We start from the raw sequence: 15,954 nt of genomic DNA, 5'->3' as shown, positions 1-15,954 counted from the left end.
ATATGAAAAAGCCTGAGTTAAAGTACTGCGGAATACGATCGAAGCGTGATTATGAACTTGCGGCAGCTTCAGAAGCGGATTATCTGGGATTTATTTTTGCCGCAAGCAAACGGAGAGTAACGCCGGATGAGGTCCGGAAATGGAAAGAGCAGGTCCGGACAGACAAGAAACATGTCGGAGTATTTGTAAATGAAACGATAGAAAACATCGCGCAAATCGCATCTGATCTGGCACTTGACGTCATCCAGCTTCACGGTGATGAATCGCCTGAGGATGCCCTTCGCCTCCGTCCGCTTGTGCGCTCGGAAATATGGAAAGCGCTCCATCACGGGGAAGGGACGCTCCGTCAGATGGCTCAATTTACACCTGCTGTCGACGGCTATGTCATTGATTCTTCAGTGACAGGAATGAGAGGCGGGACGGGAATCGCGTTTTCATGGGCCCGTGTCCCCTTGTACCGAAAGCAGGCTCAAAATGCAAGCAAGCGCTGTTTTATTGCGGGCGGTGTTAATCCTGAAACGATTACCGGCTTACTGAGATCACGTCCGTGCGGTATAGATCTTGCCAGCGGAATTGAAAAAAACGGACACAAGGATCAAACACTGATCCGGCTTTTAGAAGAAAGGATGAACCACTATGTATCCATATCCAAATGAAATCGGAAGATACGGCGAATTCGGCGGCAAATTTGTCCCTGAAACATTGATGCGGCCCCTTGAGGAAATCGAAACGGCTTTCACAGAATTAAAAAATGATCCTGTTTTTCATGCCGAATATAAAAAACTATTGTTTGATTACTCCGGAAGACCGACTGCATTAACGTTCGCAGACAGGGTGTCAGAGTATTTGGGAGGGGCGAAAATCTATCTGAAAAGAGAAGATTTAAACCATACCGGCTCTCATAAAATTAACAACGCGTTAGGCCAGATTCTGCTTGCTAAAAAGATGGGCAAAACGAAAATCATCGCCGAAACCGGTGCGGGACAGCACGGTGTGGCTGCCGCGACAGCCGCCGCAAAATTCGGTTTTAAATGTACGGTTTTTATGGGTGAAGAAGACGTTGCGCGCCAGTCGCTGAACGTATTCCGGATGAAACTGCTCGGCGCGGAAGTGGTGCCGGTCACAAGCGGCAACGGCACGCTGAAAGATGCGACGAATGAGGCAATCAGGTATTGGGTCCAGCATTGTGAAGATCATTTCTATCTTATCGGTTCTGTAGTGGGTCCGCACCCATATCCGTATATCGTTCGCGAATTTCAGAAAATCATCGGCGAGGAAGCGAAAGAACAGCTCCGCCGGGTTGAAGGAACGCTCCCGGACAAGGTTGTTGCATGTGTCGGCGGCGGAAGCAATGCGATGGGCATATTTCAGGCCTTTTTAGACGAAGACATTGAGCTGATCGGCGCCGAGGCGGCCGGAAAAGGGATTGATACGCCGCTGCATGCGGCAACGATCGCAAAAGGGACGCTCGGGGTGATTCACGGATCAATGACCTATTTAATACAAGATGAATACGGGCAGATTATCGAACCGTATTCCATTTCAGCAGGCCTTGATTACCCGGGGATCGGCCCTGAGCACGCCTATCTGCACAAAAGCGGCCGTGTAACGTACGAAAGCGTGACAGACGATGAAGCGATTGCCGCGTTACGTCTGCTTTCTGAAACAGAAGGTATTCTTCCGGCTATTGAATCTGCCCACGCCCTGGCAAAAGCGTTTGAAATGGCAAAGGACATGGATAAAGACAAAATCATTCTCGTCAGTTTGTCGGGAAGAGGAGATAAAGATGTTCATACGCTGATGAATGTTTTGGAAAACGGGGTGGAGACACATGTTTAATCTGCGAGATTCTGAAAAATTGTTTATCCCTTTTATCACAGCGGGCGATCCGCTTCCTGACATTTCTGTTGAACTGGCAATATCATTACAGAATGCAGGCGCTTCTGCCCTTGAAATCGGCGTTCCTTACACAGATCCGCTTGCGGACGGACCCGTCATACAACGGGCTTCAAAACGGGCTCTGGAAAACGGAATGAATATCGTAAAAGCCATTGAACTTGGCGGCAAAATGAAAAAAAACGGCGTTCATATTCCAATTATCCTCTTTACGTATTATAATCCTGTGTTACAATTAGAAAAAGAATACTTTTTCGCTTTACTGCGGGAAAACGACATAGACGGCCTGCTTGTACCCGACCTTCCATTAGAGGAAAGCGCCCTTTTGCAAATGACATGCAAAAAGGAGAACATCGCTTATATCTCGCTGGTTGCGCCGACAAGTGAAGACCGTTTGAAAATAATTACTGAACAGGCCTGCGGCTTTGTGTATTGTGTATCCTCTTTAGGAGTGACGGGCGTACGCAGCGAATTCGATCCGTCTGTATACTCTTTCATTCGTAAGGTGAAAGAATTCAGCTCTGTTCCGGTGGCGGTCGGTTTTGGCATTTCAAACCGCAAACAGGTTGACGGGATGAATGAAATATCTGACGGTGTCGTTGTCGGCAGCGCGCTTGTCAAAAAAGTTGAAGAGCTTAAAACAAAGCTTGTGAATCCCGGCACAAGAGCTGATGCGCTTCTTGAATTTGAAGAATACGCGAAGACGTTCGGACGACTGTACAGTGTAAAATGAGGTGACTGGATTTGCAGATTAAAGAACAGCTGCGGCAGCTGAAACCGTATCAGCCGGGCAAACCAATAGAAGAAGTGAAAATGGAATACGGGCTTGAAAAAGTAGTAAAACTCGCTTCTAACGAAAATCCGTTCGGCTGTTCACAGGCCGCAAAAGATGCGCTGCATCAGGAGATTGAGCAGCTTGCGCTGTATCCCGACGGTTACAGTGCCGCTTTGAGAACGCGGCTCAGTGAGCATCTGCAGGTCAGTGAATCTTCGATCATTTTCGGCAACGGCTCTGATGAGCTAGTGCAGATTATCTGCCGTTCTTTATTAAATGATCAGGCAAACACGATTACCGCCGCCCCGACTTTCCCGCAATACAGACACAATGCGGTGATTGAAGGCGCTGAGGTGCGCGAGGTGCCGCTCCGCAGTGACGGCGCTCATGATTTGGACCGGATGCTGGAAGCAATTGACGGCGAGACGAAAGTCATATGGGTATGCAACCCCAATAATCCGACGGGGACATATACTTCTGAGCAAGAGTTAATTGCCTTTTTAAACAGAGTTCCCGAGCATATACTCGTTGTACTTGATGAAGCGTACTACGAGTATGTTACGGCGGACGATTACCCTGAAAGCATTCCGCTTTTAAAGCAATATCCGAATGTCATGATCCTCCGCACCTTCTCTAAAGCGTACGGACTTGCTGCGCTGCGCGTCGGATACGGCATTGCGGACGAAGCGCTGATCCGCCAGATTGAACCGGCGAGAGAGCCGTTCAATACGAGCAGAATCGGTCAGGCTTCGGCACTGGCAGCGCTTGACGACCACACATTTATTCAGGAATGCGTCGAGAAAAATAAAGCGGGCCTTAAGCAGTATTATGATTTTGCGGAAACTCACGGATTAACTTGTTATCCTTCACAAACCAACTTTGTGCTCATTGATTTTAACCGTCCGGCGGATGAACTGTTCCAAGCCCTGTTGGAAAAAGGATATATCGTCCGTTCAGGACAGGCGCTCGGATTTCCGACAGCGTTAAGGATTACGGTCGGTACGAAAGAGCAGAATGAGGAAATTCTCACAATCTTAGCTGAAATATTATAAGAGGTGATCAAGCATCACCTCTTTGCTCTATTAAAATAGTTGAAAAAGGAAATGAGTGAAATGAAGGATACTATATTGCTTGCGGGGATCGGGCTGATCGGCGGATCGATCGCATTGGCCATCAAAAAGGAGCATCCGCATAAACGGATTATCGGTGTGGATATTTCGGAAGAACAGCTCACTGCCGCGCTGAAGCTCGGAATTATTGACGAGCGGGCCGGCTCATTGACGGAAGGGGCGCAGCAAGCGTCTGTTGTCATTATCGCCACGCCTGTCGCCCAAACGCTGAAAATGCTCGATATGCTGGCCGCATCAGACATCACCCATGAACTCCTGATTACGGATGTGGGCAGCACGAAACAGAAAGTCGTCAGCTACGCCGACAAAGTGCTTCCGGCTCATTATCAATTTGTCGGCGGCCATCCGATGGCGGGGTCTCATAAATCCGGGGCCGCTGCCGCCAAAGAATTTTTATTCGAAAATGCGTTTTACATTTTAACACCCGGAAAATCAACTTCTAAAGAGTCAGTAACGCATCTGAAGGAGCTTTTGAAAGCGGCAAACGCCCACTTTGTGGAGATGACTCCCGAGGAGCATGACGGCGTAACGAGCGTCATCAGCCATTTCCCTCATATCGTTGCTGCAAGCCTCGTCCATCAGGCTCATCATTCTGAAGAAAATTATCCGTTTTTGAAGCGTTTCGCAGCCGGCGGTTTTCGGGACATCACCAGAATCGCCTCAAGCAGTCCGGCGATGTGGAGAGACATACTTCTTCATAACAAAGATAAACTGCTTGACCGCTTCAAAGAATGGAAACGGGAGATTGACACGATCGAATCTTATGTAGAAAATGAAGATGCGGACAGCCTGTTCGGATATTTTAAAAAAGCGAAAGATTATCGCGACGGCCTGCCGCTCCGTCAAAAAGGAGCGATCCCGTCCTTTTATGACCTTTATGTCGATGTTCCCGATCATCCGGGGGTCATTTCGGAAATTACGGCGATACTGGCAGAAGAAAAAATCAGTATCACCAACATCCGCATTATCGAAACAAGAGAAGATATTAACGGAATTCTCAGAATCAGTTTCCAGACTGATGATGACCGGAAGCGCGCGGAAACCTGCATTCAATCCCGCGCCAAATATGACACATTTTACGCTGACTGAGGTGGAAAACATTGAAAAGAGAAAAAGTGACGTCTTTAAACGGTGAAATTCATATTCCGGGGGATAAATCCATCTCCCACCGTTCTGTTATGTTCGGAGCGCTTGCGGAAGGAACGACAACGGTAAAAAACTTTTTGCCCGGAGCCGATTGTCTGAGCACCATTGCCTGCTTCAGAAAAATGGGTGTCTCCATTGAACAAAACGGAAGTGATGTAACGATATACGGAAAGGGCATTGACGCACTTTGTGAGCCTGACAGCCTTCTTGATGTCGGAAATTCCGGCACGACCATCCGCCTGATGCTCGGCATTTTAGCCGGACGCCCATTTCACAGTACGGTAGCGGGTGACGAAAGTATTGCAAAGCGCCCGATGAAGAGGGTGACGGAGCCTTTAAAACAGATGGGAGCCGCGATTGACGGAAGAGCGGACGGAGGGTTTACGCCTTTATCCGTAAGAGGCGGACAATTGAAAGGCATAGATTACGTCTCCCCTGTTGCAAGCGCGCAGATCAAATCTGCCGTGCTGCTTGCCGGATTGCAGGCTGAAGGGACGACGACCGTCACTGAGCCTCATAAATCAAGAGACCATACGGAACGGATGCTGAACGCTTTTGGCGCCGAGCTTGCGGAAACGGAGACGAGCGCTTCCGTAACGGGCGGTCAGAAGCTTCGGGGAGCCGATATTTTCGTGCCCGGCGATATTTCTTCAGCGGCCTTTTTCCTCGCGGCAGGCGCTGTCGTTCCCGGAAGCCGGATTGTGCTGAAAAACGTCGGCCTGAACCCGACACGCACGGGAATGATTGATGTCTTAAAGCAAATGGGGGCTTCACTTGAAGTGATTCCTTCAGAAGCGGACAGTGCGGAGCCTTACGGAGACCTGGTTATTGAAACCTCAGCTCTGAAAGCGGCAGAAATCGGCGGAGAAATCATTCCCCGTTTAATTGACGAGATCCCGATTATCGCCCTTTTGGCAACGCAGGCTGAAGGCACAACTGTCATTAAAGACGCTGCGGAGCTGAAGGTGAAGGAAACGAACCGGATTGACACCGTCGTATCAGAGCTCCGGAAAATCGGCGCAGACATTGAACCGACTGAAGACGGCATGAAAATACACGGCAAAAAAACGCTTGCGGGCGGAGCCGATGTGTCAAGCCACGGCGACCACCGCATCGGCATGATGCTCGGTATCGCTTCATGCCTGACAGAAGAGCCGATCGACATCCGTGATACAGAGGCGATCCATGTCTCATATCCGACATTCTTTGAGCATTTAGATCAATTAGCCAAAAAAGCCTGAAGACGATTCTTCGGGCTTTTTTCTTCATGTGTCATAAAATCTTGGGCTTTGACATAGCTTGTCTTAAACAGAAAACTAAAAGAAAGGGGGAATGCGTTTTCGTTACAGAAACAGCCGGAACAAATTGCGCTGTTTGCGTATAAAGATGCCGTCCCCTTTTTTGCCGTTTTCCTCTTAACCATTTTCTGATAAACTATAATGCCGGGTGAAGCATCTTATTTGCGGGCAGGCCCTGTCTGAATTATGATAAGAATAACCCGAATAAAAACCCTTTTCATTTGGTTGATGAGGTATAGGAAAAGAAAGGACCGGTCTGATTTGAATACATTGATTCAAGAAGCCATAAAATTAGTTGAAGCAGGTGAAACCGAAAAGGGACTCAAAGCGCTTTCAAAAGCTGAAACAGAGCTTCATGACGAAGACAAAGCCATTGCAGCCCAGCTCTACTATGAATGGGGAAACGCCGAAAAAGCGTTAGCGCTGATCAGTGATCTGCATGACCTCTATCCGGGTGAGTCTGAGCTGACGAATTTTTACGCCGAATTGTTAATAGATATTGATGAAGAAGAAAAAGCTCTTGAGGTGCTGGAGACGATTTCTCCGGAAGACCCGTCTTACGCGGAAAGCCTCCTTTTAATGGCTGATCTGTATCAGATGCAGGGCTTATTTGAAGTAAGTGAGCAAAAGCTGTTACAGGCGAAAGCGATGTTACAAGATGAACCTGTTATTGATTTCGCTCTGGGGGAATTATACTTCACTCAGGGATCATATGCAAAAGCCGTTCCTTACTATGAAGAGACGGCAAAAGAACGGCACGAAATCGGCGGCGTAAACGTTCATCAGAGGCTGGCTGAGTCATTGAGCGCGGCGGGTGAATTTGAGGAAGCGATTTCATGGTATGAAAAAGCGGCGGCAGAACATACAGAACCGAATACGATTTTCGGGTACGGGTTCACAGCCTATCAGGCGGGAATGGTCAAAACAGCCATCAAGCAGCTGTCTGATTTAAAAGGGCTTGATCCTTCCTATTCATCGCTTTATATGCCGCTTGCAAAAAGCTACGAGGCAGAAGGCATGTATGAAGATGCATTAAAAACCGCTAAAGAAGGTATTACTTACGATGAATACAATAAAGAGCTTTTTCTCTATGCGGCGAAAATGGCGTTAAAGCTCGGCAGCGAAGAGGAAGGCAAAAAGCTTCTTCAGGAAGCGCTGGCGCTCGATCCGGGTTACGTGGAAGCGCTCCATACGCTTTTAGCCGTCTATCATAAAGAAGAAAGCTTTGAAGAGATTATTGATCTGATTCAGGAAGTCCGCGGCTACGGAGAAGAAGATCCGAAATACAATTGGTATTTGGCGGGGGCCTATACAGGCCTGGAGCAATACGCTGAAGCGAAAAAAAGCTTCGAAGCTGCGTATCTCCATTATCAGGATGATCGGGATTTCTTATATGAATACGCTCACTTCTTATTGGAAGAGGGTCTCCAGAAAGAAGCGCTGCCGCTTTTAAAACAAGTGCTTTCAATGGATGGAACAAACGAAGAGCTTGAAGAAACAATCTTACGGATAGAGGATGAATTTTTAAGATAAGCAGGATTTTGGACCATGCTTGCTGAATGTATAAGTGATGTCAGATTATACGATCGATAGAGGAGGGAATTACATGCAGACCCCTGTTTCTGTCAATGAAAAAAAGGATTTTATCCGTTGGTTTTTAAATCATTATCAGCTTAAACGCCGGGAGTGCGTCTGGATTTTAAATTATTTAATGAGTCATGATTCATTAATGGAAAAAGTCCATTTTGTAGAACAAGCCGAATTTTGCCCGAGAGGCATTATCATGTCTACTCATTGCGTTGATGAGGTGCCGTTTAGGTTTTACAAAGAAAATGTCATGACTACGGACGCGGAAAAATCTTTTCACGACATCCGGTTAAATAAACAGCAGGATTTATTTATCCAGCTGAATTTCCGTTCGGCCTACAGCTCACCGGAATATGCCGCTGTTCTTGAATCAAATCCGCATCTGCCGAAAGACCTGTTTGAAAATAAACAGGATCAGGGGATGGCTGAAAAAATATTAGAACATGCCATTTCCACTTTCCAGCGGGAAAAGCTGCTTAAAGATATCGACGAGGCGCTGGACCGCCACGACAAAGAAACATTTGAAAAGCTTTCCCGCCAATTGAATCAGCTCACATAAATGACAGCCTTGCAGAATATGCAAGGCTTGTTGCGTAAAGAGGAGGAACGAGACATGAGATGGAGGGCCGCTGATGCCGATGCCTATTTACAATCTGCGGATTACATTGATACCGCTGTCATTCCGTTAATTTCCATAACGTCTTCAGGAGGCTTAAAAGAGGCCGTTGAACAGGGGGAAAGCACCCAATTGCTTTCTGAAGAGCTTGAGCGCCAATTGAAGGGACGGGTATATTTATTCCCCTCTTATACATATGTTGATATAGACCAATCACAAATCGCCCTGCTTCAAAAACTCAAAGAAGAGGTGATGACCAACTTCAGGCACGCCTTGTTCCTGACGGCAGACGAAAAATGGAAGGATTCTGAAATAGGGTCTGATGTCATATACATACCTGCCGTTCCGTTTGAACATATGAAAGACTCTTTAAAGAGAAAAATTGCGGATGACAAGTGCGGAGAAATTTTGAACGTTTTGTTACAGAAGTGGAACAATTCTTAAAAACTCCAGGCATCCTGCAAAACACCCGTTTTGCCTCTGTTGACCTTGCTGAAAGATTCATATATTATGAGGGTGTCAAATCTCAGGATTATTTTCTATTTTAGTTAATTTTTGGTCAATCTTTAGGGGGGGAAGAGATGGGCGGAAAACAAGATATATCAAGAAGACAATTTTTAAACTATGCGCTCACCGGCGTGGGGGGATTTATGGCCGCCAGTGCGCTTATGCCTATGGTTCGTTTTGCGCTGGATCCGGTATTAAAACCGACGGGAGATCAAAAAATGGTGCAGGTTGTCAGTGTGGATGAGCTGACGAAGGAGCCGAAGCGGTTTGACTTTAAAATTCATCAAGTCGACGCCTGGTACGAATCGGAAGAATCCAGGTCAGCCTGGGTTTACAAGCATGGGGATGAAATTATAGCGCTTTCTCCGATCTGCAAGCATTTGGGCTGCACCGTAAACTGGAACAATGATCCTAAAAATCCGAACAAATTCTTTTGTCCCTGCCATTACGGGCTGTATGAAAAAGACGGCACGAACGTTCCGGGCACGCCGCCGCTCGCGCCTCTTGACCGTTATGAGCAAAAAGTAAAGGACGGCTTTTTGTATCTTGGAAAAGCAAAGCCTAGGGGGGAAGGGTGACATGCTGAATAAAATTTATGACTGGGTGGATGAACGTCTCGATATTACGCCGATGTGGCGGGATATCGCCGACCATGAAGTGCCGGAACATGTAAATCCCGCTCACCATTTCTCGGCTTTTGTCTATTGTTTCGGCGGTTTGACGTTTTTTGTAACCGTTATCCAAGTGCTCTCCGGGATGTTTTTAACGATGTATTATGTGCCGGATATAAAAAACGCGTGGGAATCTGTGTATTATTTGCAGAATGAAGTCGCTTTCGGGCAGATTGTAAGGGGTATGCACCATTGGGGCGCAAGTTTAGTCATCGTGATGATGTTTTTACATACGCTGCGGGTTTTCTTTCAGGGAGCTTATAAAAAGCCTCGGGAATTGAACTGGATCGTCGGTGTTCTGATCTTTTTTGTGATGCTCGGTCTCGGATTTACAGGGTATCTGCTTCCGTGGGATATGAAGGCGCTGTTTGCGACAAAGGTAGGTCTTCAGATTGCCGAGGCGACGCCATTGATCGGAGCGCAGGTGAAAACTCTTCTTGCCGGCCACCACGATATTGTCGGCGCTCAAACGCTGACGAGATTTTTTGCGATTCACGTATTTTTTCTCCCTGCCGCTTTGTTTGCGCTCATGGGCGCCCACTTTGTTATGATCCGCAAGCAGGGAATTTCAGGACCGCTTTAATACAAATCTGATATAAAAGGGAGGGGATGACATGCACCGGGGGAAAGGAATGAAGTTTGTAGGAGATTCAAGGATACCGGCTGAAAAAAAACCGAATATACCGAAAGACTATTCAGAGTATCCTGGAAAGACAGAGGCGTTTTGGCCGAACTTTCTGCTGAAAGAATGGATGGTCGGGGCCGTTTTCCTCGTCGGGTTTCTCGTTTTAACGATTGTGCACGAGCCGCCTTTGGAACGGGTGGCGGATCCTACGGATACAGGGTATATTCCGCTGCCGGATTGGTATTTTCTATTTTTATACCAGCTTTTAAAATATGAATATGCCGCAGGGAGCTACACCGTTATCGGAGCGATGATTATACCGGGGCTTGCCTTCGGGTCGCTGCTTTTGGCTCCGTTTCTCGACAGGGGGTCTGAAAGAAGGCCGTGGAAGCGTCCGGTTGCTGTCGGGATGATGCTTTTGGCGCTTTGCGCTACGGTCTTTTTAACGTGGCAGTCAGTCGCGACACATGACTGGGCAAAGGCGGAGGAGCAAGGGAAAATTAAAAAAGAAGCCGCCATTGATACTGAATCAGACGGTTATAAGGTATTTAAAGAACAAGGCTGTATTTCCTGTCACGGGGATAATCTTCAAGGGGGAGGCGCCGGTCCGTCCCTGGTCGATAACGGGCTGAGCCCGGAAGAAATTAAAAAAATCGCCGTCAAAGGGAAAGGGCAGATGCCAGCCGGTATTTTTAAAGGGAATGACAAACAGCTTGATCAGCTGGCGAAGTTCATTTCTGAAACGACAGCGAAATAACGTATTGTGAAGTAGACAACAGCAGGATATACTTTATGAAAAGAGCTGACCGGATGTCAGCTTTTTTTGCATGATACATACTTTTTACGGACTGAGAGTTGATGGTATGAGGTGGATTTCTTATCTTTTAGGGTTGCGCGGCATGCTTCTGCTTGTTCTTGCCGTTAATTTTATCGGTACGGTGTACGGCTATTATTGGTATGTGCCGCAGCTTGCGGACACGCCGTTCCGATTTCTGATATTTGTGCCTGACAGCCCGACGGCGACGTTTTTCTTCCTGTTTGTGCTTCTGGCATTTCTCATGAGAAGAAACGCGCCGCTGTTTGAAGCGCTGGCTCTTGTAACCCTTGTAAAATACGGGCTGTGGGCGGTCGGAATGAATGTCTTTGTGCTGGTCAAAATGGGGCAGATGCCTTGGGAAGGGTACATGCTGATTGCTTCACATTTTGCCATGGCCGTTCAAGGCGTTTTATACAGCCCGTATTTTCGGTTCCGGTTATGGCATCTTGCCGTTGCCGCTGTTTGGACGCTTCATAATGACGTCATTGATTATCTTTTCGGCATGATGCCCCGCTACTCAATGCTCAATGACTATATGCAAGAGATCGGCTATGCTACATTCTGGCTGAGCATATTTTCACTCGGCCTTGCATACTATTTGGTGATTTCTAAAAGACGGATAAAGCTTGACTTACACTGATAGAATCTTGGTCTAACCTTGTCCCGCTCCTCATATTCTGTAAAGAGAAGGAGTGGGAGGGACCTCTATGAAACGAAAGCTGACGATCTGTCTTTTACTTGCTCTTATGTGTTTCATCACAACTGCCAAAGCTGAAGATGAGGGCGGTCTCAAGGAACTGAACGACCTTTCGGATACCGTTTTCCAAATGACGCGGCATTCGCAGTATGATGAGGCTCTGCAAGTGCTTGGCTACTTTAAGAAAAAAATGACACACGTAAACTCACTGAGCGGCGCCGAAGTCAGGCAGGTGACTCTGGGTTTCAATGATTTAGTGCGCGTCCTGAAACAGGCAGACGCCTCAGATACCGAAAAAATCCGGGCAGCCGCCCAGTTCAGGTTGGTAATGGATGCGATGGAAGACCACTCCGATCCGCTGTGGGGTTCGCTTGAACGACCGATTATGGCGACATTCAGCGCCTTAAAAGAAGATGTCAGCGGAAACGGAAGTGGAAATTTCAATGAAAAGTGGAATGAATTTATATCATTATATGATTTAATTTATCCCAGCCTGACAATGGATGTGTCGGCCGGCCAGCTTGATACGGTGGCGAAACATATCGAGGTGATTGAGCAGGAAGGGTTTCAGCAGATGACAAAAGGAACAAAGCTTGAGCGTCTGACGCTCCTGCAGCAGGATTTAAAGCGGGTTTTTGACAAGGTGGAGCGGGATGACGCTGACCCTTCGCTGCTCTGGGTCATTCTGACAACAGGCGGTATCATTATTACTGCGCTGACATATGTCGGCTACCGAAAATACAGAGCGGAAAAAAAGAAAGAGAAAAAGCGTGAGTATCCTAAGTCTAAATAAACACAAATTGCTGTAAAGGAGCTAAGTCAGTGAAAAAACTCATCCAGCAATTGGCTTCAAAACACCTCCCGCAGCCGATCAGAGGCAGAAAAGGGGCGACTGACGAAGGACCGCGAAACCTCGCGCGTGACTTCCAGAATCCTGACATGCTCGTTCCGCCTTCAACGGATGCAGGAACGGTTCAAAACTTGAAATTCTCATTTTCTGATACGCATATGAGGCTTGAAGACGGCGGATGGTCCAGAGAGGTGACGGTCAGGGAACTGCCGGTATCCAAAAACATCGCGGCGGTGAACATGAGGCTGAAACCGGGAGCTGTGCGGGAGCTTCATTGGCATAAAGAAGCCGAATGGGGATATGTGATTAACGGAGGAGTACGTTTAACTGCGGTCGATCAAAATGGGCGGAATTTTATTGATAACGTAAGTGAAGGGGACCTGTGGTATTTTCCTTCCGGCATTCCTCATTCCATTCAAGGATTAGAGCAGGGAAGTGAGTTTTTGCTCGTCTTTGATGACGGCTCTTTTTCAGAAAACAGCACCTTTTCAGTAACGGACTGGTTTGCCCACACCCCGCGCAGCGTGCTGGAGGCGAACTTCGGTGTTCCGGGTTATGAGCTGGCTTACATTCACAAGAAAGAGCGTTATATGTTCCAGTTGGAACCGCCGCCCCCAATTGAGCGGGCAGCAGTCTCTTCCCCGGAAGGCCCCGTTTTAGAGCCGTTCAGCTACAAGCTTTCCCGGCAGGAGCCTCTTGTTACCAGCGGGGGAAGAGTAAAGATTGTCGATTCAAAAACGTTTAAGGTGTCAAAAACGATTGCTGCAGCTCTTGTGGAGGTCGAACCCGGAGGCATGAGAGAATTGCATTGGCACCCGAATACGGACGAGTGGCAGTATTACCTTTCAGGAGAAGCGAAAATGACGGTGTTTGCGGCGGAGGGAAGAGCGCGGACATTTAACTATCAAGCGGGTGACGTAGGATATGTTCCTGTTGCAATGGGACATTATGTTCAGAATACCGGTGACACCGTGCTTCGCTTTCTGGAAATCTTCAAAAGCGACCGTTTCGAAGACGTCTCCTTAAACCAATGGCTGGCACTGACGCCGCAGCGCTTCGTCGAGCAGACGCTCAATGTCAGTCCGGCATTCGCCCGCCGATTGAAAAAGAAAAAATCACCGGTTGTCAAATGGAAACACGAACAGTAAAGGCGGCTTTTGCCGCCTTTTTATTATCGTCTGATCGGATTTTTATTTTCATCAAGCGTAAATCCTTCGCCGAGCACATCATGGACGTCGCTTACTGCAACAAAGGCATGCGGGTCAACGGAAGTGATGACGCTTTTCAAAAGCACAATTTCGTTTTTCGGAACGACGCAGTAAAGAACGTCCCTGTCTTCTTTTGTATATGATCCCTGTCCTTTTAAAACGGTGACGCCGCGCTCCATCTCTTCAATGATTTTTTGCTGGATCAAATCGTTTTTCGAAGAAATAATCGTTGCCCCTTTTGCAGCATAGCCGCCTTCCTGTATAAAATCAATCAACCTCGCAGCGACAAAAACGGCTACAAGCGTGTACATCGCTTCCTTGTAAGAAAGATACGTAAACAAAGAAAGCAGAATGACACAGGCGTCAAAGGCAAACATCGTCCGGCCCATCGGGATTCCGAAAAATTTGTTGATCAGCCTGGCGATGATATCGACCCCGCCCGTCGTGCCGCCGTATTTAAAAATAATGCCGAGACCCGCGCCGATAAATACACCGGCGAACAAGGCGGCCAGCGCTAAATCATGCGACAGCGGCATATGAATTTCGTAGCGCTGAAAAACACTCAGAAAAACGGAAAGAGAGACGGTGCCGATCAGGGTATAGACAAACATCGTCCGGCCGAGCATACGCCAGCCGATGAAAAAGATAGGAATGTTTAATACCAGGTTGGAAATAGAAGGGCTGATGTGGAATAACGCATATAAAAGCAGCGTAATGCCGGTAAATCCGCCTTCCGCCAAATTGTTCTGCATATTAAAGTGAACCAGTCCGAATGAAAAAACAGCGGCGCCGATTAAAATAAAGCAAATGTTTTTGATTCTGATTTCTCCAAGCATTGCATCAAACCCCTTTTCCTTCCATAAGATTGCGTAAATATTATAGTGGATACAAAAGAAAACAGCAAACTGCCGTTTTTAACATTTGTCAAATGTACTTGAATTAGCTAACATGGAAGAGATGACAGGAGGTATTCGCACAGTGAGTGACAAAACGATGAAAGACTTACAAGCTGAGGTCGATGAATATATCGGCCAATTCAAAGAAGGCTATTTCAGCCCGCTTGCCATGATGGCCCGTCTCACGGAAGAACTGGGCGAACTTGCAAGAGAAGTCAACCATTATTATGGGGAAAAGCCGAAGAAAACGACGGAAAATGAGAAAAGCATGGAAGAGGAAATGGGCGATGTGCTGTTCGTTCTGATCTGCCTCGCCAACTCCCTTGATATTTCATTGGAGGAAGCTCATAACCGCGTCATGCATAAATTTAATACACGTGATAAAGACCGCTGGACTAGAAAAGAAGAAGGAAAGTAGGAGAAACCATGTCAAATGAAACCATTAAAGTCGTCATTGCCGGACCGAGAGGCAGAATGGGCCAGGAGGCCGTAAAACTTGCCGTCCGCACGCCTCATTTTGAGCTTGTCGGCGCCATTGACCATACATACGATCAGCAAACATTACGGGAAGTGATGTCAGCTGATTCAGACGCTCTTATTTATACGGATATCCGCGCATGTTTCCAAGAAACAAAACCGGATGTGCTGATCGATTTGACAACGCCTGAAATCGGCAAAAAACATACGAAAGCCGCTCTTGAACACGGCGTCCGCCCCGTTGTGGGAACGACCGGATTTTCTGAAGCGGATTTAGAGGAGCTTCAAGCCTTGACTGAAGAAAAAGGAATCGGCGCCATCATCGCTCCGAATTTTGCATTGGGCGCGGTGCTGATGATGAAGTTCTCACAAATGGCCGCCAACTATTTTGAAGATGTAGAAATCATTGAGCTTCATCATGATCAAAAGCTGGATGCCCCGAGCGGAACGGCGCTGAAAACAGCGGAAATGATTTCAAGCGTCCGTACAGAAAAGCAGCAGGGCCATCCTGATGAAAAAGAAATTCTGCCGGGCGCCCGCGGTGCTGAATTAAACGGCATCCGCCTTCACAGCGTGCGTCTGCCGGGCCTTATCGCCCACCAGGAAGTCATGTTCGGCATGGACGGCCAAACGCTGAAACTGCGCCATGACTCCTATAACCGGGCTTCCTTTATGTCAGGAGTGAAGCTGTCAGTGGAGCAAGTGATGAAAATCGACCAGCTTGTATACGGACTCGAAAATATTATCGACTGAATCGG

The 15,954-nt window shown here is 47.4% G+C and carries 18 protein-coding genes; 17 read left to right on the top strand and 1 reads right to left on the bottom strand.

The annotated features are described in order from the left end of the window. The first annotated feature begins 2 nt into the window (after positions 1-2). The 15 genes from HAP68_RS10785 to HAP68_RS10715 all read left to right on the top strand — a co-directional run bounded on the left by HAP68_RS10785 (position 3) and on the right by HAP68_RS10715 (position 13,763). On the top strand, positions 3-656 hold the full coding sequence (locus tag HAP68_RS10785; protein ID WP_014305306.1) for a phosphoribosylanthranilate isomerase: 654 nt from the start codon (positions 3-5) through the stop codon (positions 654-656). Further along, positions 637-1,839 carry a tryptophan synthase subunit beta gene (gene trpB, locus HAP68_RS10780; RefSeq protein ID WP_014305305.1) on the top strand — a complete coding sequence of 401 codons (1,203 nt, stop codon included), beginning with the start codon at positions 637-639 and terminating at the stop codon, positions 1,837-1,839. Before HAP68_RS10785 ends, trpB begins: the two co-directional genes overlap by 20 nt. Further along, positions 1,832-2,629 carry a tryptophan synthase subunit alpha gene (gene trpA, locus HAP68_RS10775; RefSeq protein WP_007612229.1) on the top strand — a complete coding sequence of 266 codons (798 nt, stop codon included), beginning with the start codon at positions 1,832-1,834 and terminating at the stop codon, positions 2,627-2,629. Before trpB ends, trpA begins: the two co-directional genes overlap by 8 nt. Before the next feature lie 11 nt (positions 2,630-2,640). Further along, positions 2,641-3,723 carry a histidinol-phosphate transaminase gene (hisC, locus tag HAP68_RS10770; RefSeq protein WP_003153476.1) on the top strand — a complete coding sequence of 361 codons (1,083 nt, stop codon included), beginning with the start codon at positions 2,641-2,643 and terminating at the stop codon, positions 3,721-3,723. Positions 3,724-3,774: 51 nt separating this feature from the next. After that, positions 3,775-4,890 (top strand): prephenate dehydrogenase, encoded by a 1,116-nt coding sequence (locus HAP68_RS10765; protein ID WP_024085534.1) that lies wholly within the window; start codon positions 3,775-3,777, stop codon positions 4,888-4,890. Positions 4,891-4,901: 11 nt separating this feature from the next. Beyond that, complete coding sequence (gene aroA, locus HAP68_RS10760) at positions 4,902-6,188, top strand: 3-phosphoshikimate 1-carboxyvinyltransferase (RefSeq protein ID WP_003153479.1); 1,287 nt, start codon at positions 4,902-4,904, stop codon at positions 6,186-6,188. A 318-nt stretch (positions 6,189-6,506) separates the two neighbouring features. Continuing rightward, positions 6,507-7,778, top strand: coding sequence for a tetratricopeptide repeat protein (locus tag HAP68_RS10755; RefSeq protein WP_003153480.1), 1,272 nt, complete (start codon positions 6,507-6,509; stop codon positions 7,776-7,778). A gap of 73 nt (positions 7,779-7,851) precedes the next feature. Then, positions 7,852-8,391 carry a ReoY family proteolytic degradation factor gene (locus HAP68_RS10750; RefSeq protein WP_003153482.1) on the top strand — a complete coding sequence of 180 codons (540 nt, stop codon included), beginning with the start codon at positions 7,852-7,854 and terminating at the stop codon, positions 8,389-8,391. Between the two features lie 54 nt (positions 8,392-8,445). Further along, positions 8,446-8,892, top strand: coding sequence for a YpiF family protein (locus tag HAP68_RS10745; RefSeq protein WP_003153483.1), 447 nt, complete (start codon positions 8,446-8,448; stop codon positions 8,890-8,892). Positions 8,893-9,029: 137 nt separating this feature from the next. Continuing rightward, positions 9,030-9,533, top strand: coding sequence for a Rieske (2Fe-2S) protein (locus tag HAP68_RS10740; protein ID WP_003153484.1), 504 nt, complete (start codon positions 9,030-9,032; stop codon positions 9,531-9,533). A gap of 1 nt (position 9,534) precedes the next feature. After that, the gene (gene qcrB, locus HAP68_RS10735; protein ID WP_003153485.1) at positions 9,535-10,209 is read left to right on the top strand and encodes a menaquinol-cytochrome c reductase cytochrome b subunit; all 675 of its coding nucleotides are present in this window, start codon (positions 9,535-9,537) and stop codon (positions 10,207-10,209) included. A gap of 31 nt (positions 10,210-10,240) precedes the next feature. Continuing rightward, a complete protein-coding gene (locus HAP68_RS10730; RefSeq protein ID WP_003153486.1) occupies positions 10,241-11,008 on the top strand; it encodes a menaquinol-cytochrome c reductase cytochrome b/c subunit in 768 nt (255 codons plus the stop codon). 106 nt (positions 11,009-11,114) lie between these two features. Beyond that, positions 11,115-11,708: a lipoprotein heptaprenylglyceryl N-acetyltransferase LhaT gene (gene lhaT, locus HAP68_RS10725; protein ID WP_024085533.1), complete on the top strand. Its 594-nt coding sequence runs from the start codon at positions 11,115-11,117 to the stop codon at positions 11,706-11,708. Between the two features lie 67 nt (positions 11,709-11,775). Further along, positions 11,776-12,558 carry a sporulation protein YpjB gene (gene ypjB / locus HAP68_RS10720; protein WP_014305298.1) on the top strand — a complete coding sequence of 261 codons (783 nt, stop codon included), beginning with the start codon at positions 11,776-11,778 and terminating at the stop codon, positions 12,556-12,558. A 29-nt stretch (positions 12,559-12,587) separates the two neighbouring features. Then, positions 12,588-13,763: an oxalate decarboxylase family bicupin gene (locus tag HAP68_RS10715; protein WP_015388073.1), complete on the top strand. Its 1,176-nt coding sequence runs from the start codon at positions 12,588-12,590 to the stop codon at positions 13,761-13,763. Between the two features lie 23 nt (positions 13,764-13,786). On the opposite strand, the gene HAP68_RS10710 is transcribed toward HAP68_RS10715, so the two are convergent. Further along, entirely contained in the window at positions 13,787-14,659 is an 873-nt protein-coding gene (locus HAP68_RS10710) for a YitT family protein (RefSeq protein WP_003153493.1), read from the bottom strand. Positions 14,660-14,801: 142 nt separating this feature from the next. Between HAP68_RS10710 and HAP68_RS10705 the strand changes: the two genes are divergently transcribed. Together HAP68_RS10705 and dapB are read left to right on the top strand one after the other, a co-directional pair. Beyond that, positions 14,802-15,137, top strand: coding sequence for a nucleotide pyrophosphohydrolase (locus HAP68_RS10705; RefSeq protein WP_003153495.1), 336 nt, complete (start codon positions 14,802-14,804; stop codon positions 15,135-15,137). 8 nt (positions 15,138-15,145) lie between these two features. Then, positions 15,146-15,949, top strand: coding sequence for a 4-hydroxy-tetrahydrodipicolinate reductase (gene dapB / locus HAP68_RS10700; RefSeq protein ID WP_003153497.1), 804 nt, complete (start codon positions 15,146-15,148; stop codon positions 15,947-15,949). Positions 15,950-15,954 lie beyond the last annotated feature (5 nt).

It is taken from the genome of Bacillus sp. Bvel1 (assembly GCF_014872755.1).
GTDB classification, from domain to species: domain Bacteria; phylum Bacillota; class Bacilli; order Bacillales; family Bacillaceae; genus Bacillus; species Bacillus velezensis.
This window is presented reverse-complemented; position numbering and strand designations above follow the sequence as displayed.

What these genes read in the sequence shown, in the direction of transcription:
- HAP68_RS10785 (WP_014305306.1), top strand. Translation starts at nt 3, where the DNA reads ATGAAAAAGCCTGAGTTAAAGTACTGCGGAATACGATCGAAGCGTGAT.
- trpB (WP_014305305.1), top strand. Translation starts at nt 637, where the DNA reads ATGTATCCATATCCAAATGAAATCGGAAGATACGGCGAATTCGGCGGC.
- trpA (WP_007612229.1), top strand. Translation starts at nt 1,832, where the DNA reads ATGTTTAATCTGCGAGATTCTGAAAAATTGTTTATCCCTTTTATCACA.
- HAP68_RS10765 (WP_024085534.1), top strand. Translation starts at nt 3,775, where the DNA reads ATGAGTGAAATGAAGGATACTATATTGCTTGCGGGGATCGGGCTGATC.
- HAP68_RS10750 (WP_003153482.1), top strand. Translation starts at nt 7,852, where the DNA reads ATGCAGACCCCTGTTTCTGTCAATGAAAAAAAGGATTTTATCCGTTGG.
- HAP68_RS10745 (WP_003153483.1), top strand. Translation starts at nt 8,446, where the DNA reads ATGAGATGGAGGGCCGCTGATGCCGATGCCTATTTACAATCTGCGGAT.
- HAP68_RS10740 (WP_003153484.1), top strand. Translation starts at nt 9,030, where the DNA reads ATGGGCGGAAAACAAGATATATCAAGAAGACAATTTTTAAACTATGCG.
- qcrB (WP_003153485.1), top strand. Translation starts at nt 9,535, where the DNA reads ATGCTGAATAAAATTTATGACTGGGTGGATGAACGTCTCGATATTACG.
- HAP68_RS10730 (WP_003153486.1), top strand. Translation starts at nt 10,241, where the DNA reads ATGCACCGGGGGAAAGGAATGAAGTTTGTAGGAGATTCAAGGATACCG.
- lhaT (WP_024085533.1), top strand. Translation starts at nt 11,115, where the DNA reads ATGAGGTGGATTTCTTATCTTTTAGGGTTGCGCGGCATGCTTCTGCTT.
- ypjB (WP_014305298.1), top strand. Translation starts at nt 11,776, where the DNA reads ATGAAACGAAAGCTGACGATCTGTCTTTTACTTGCTCTTATGTGTTTC.
- HAP68_RS10710 (WP_003153493.1), bottom strand. Translation starts at nt 14,659, where the DNA reads ATGCTTGGAGAAATCAGAATCAAAAACATTTGCTTTATTTTAATCGGC.
- dapB (WP_003153497.1), top strand. Translation starts at nt 15,146, where the DNA reads ATGTCAAATGAAACCATTAAAGTCGTCATTGCCGGACCGAGAGGCAGA.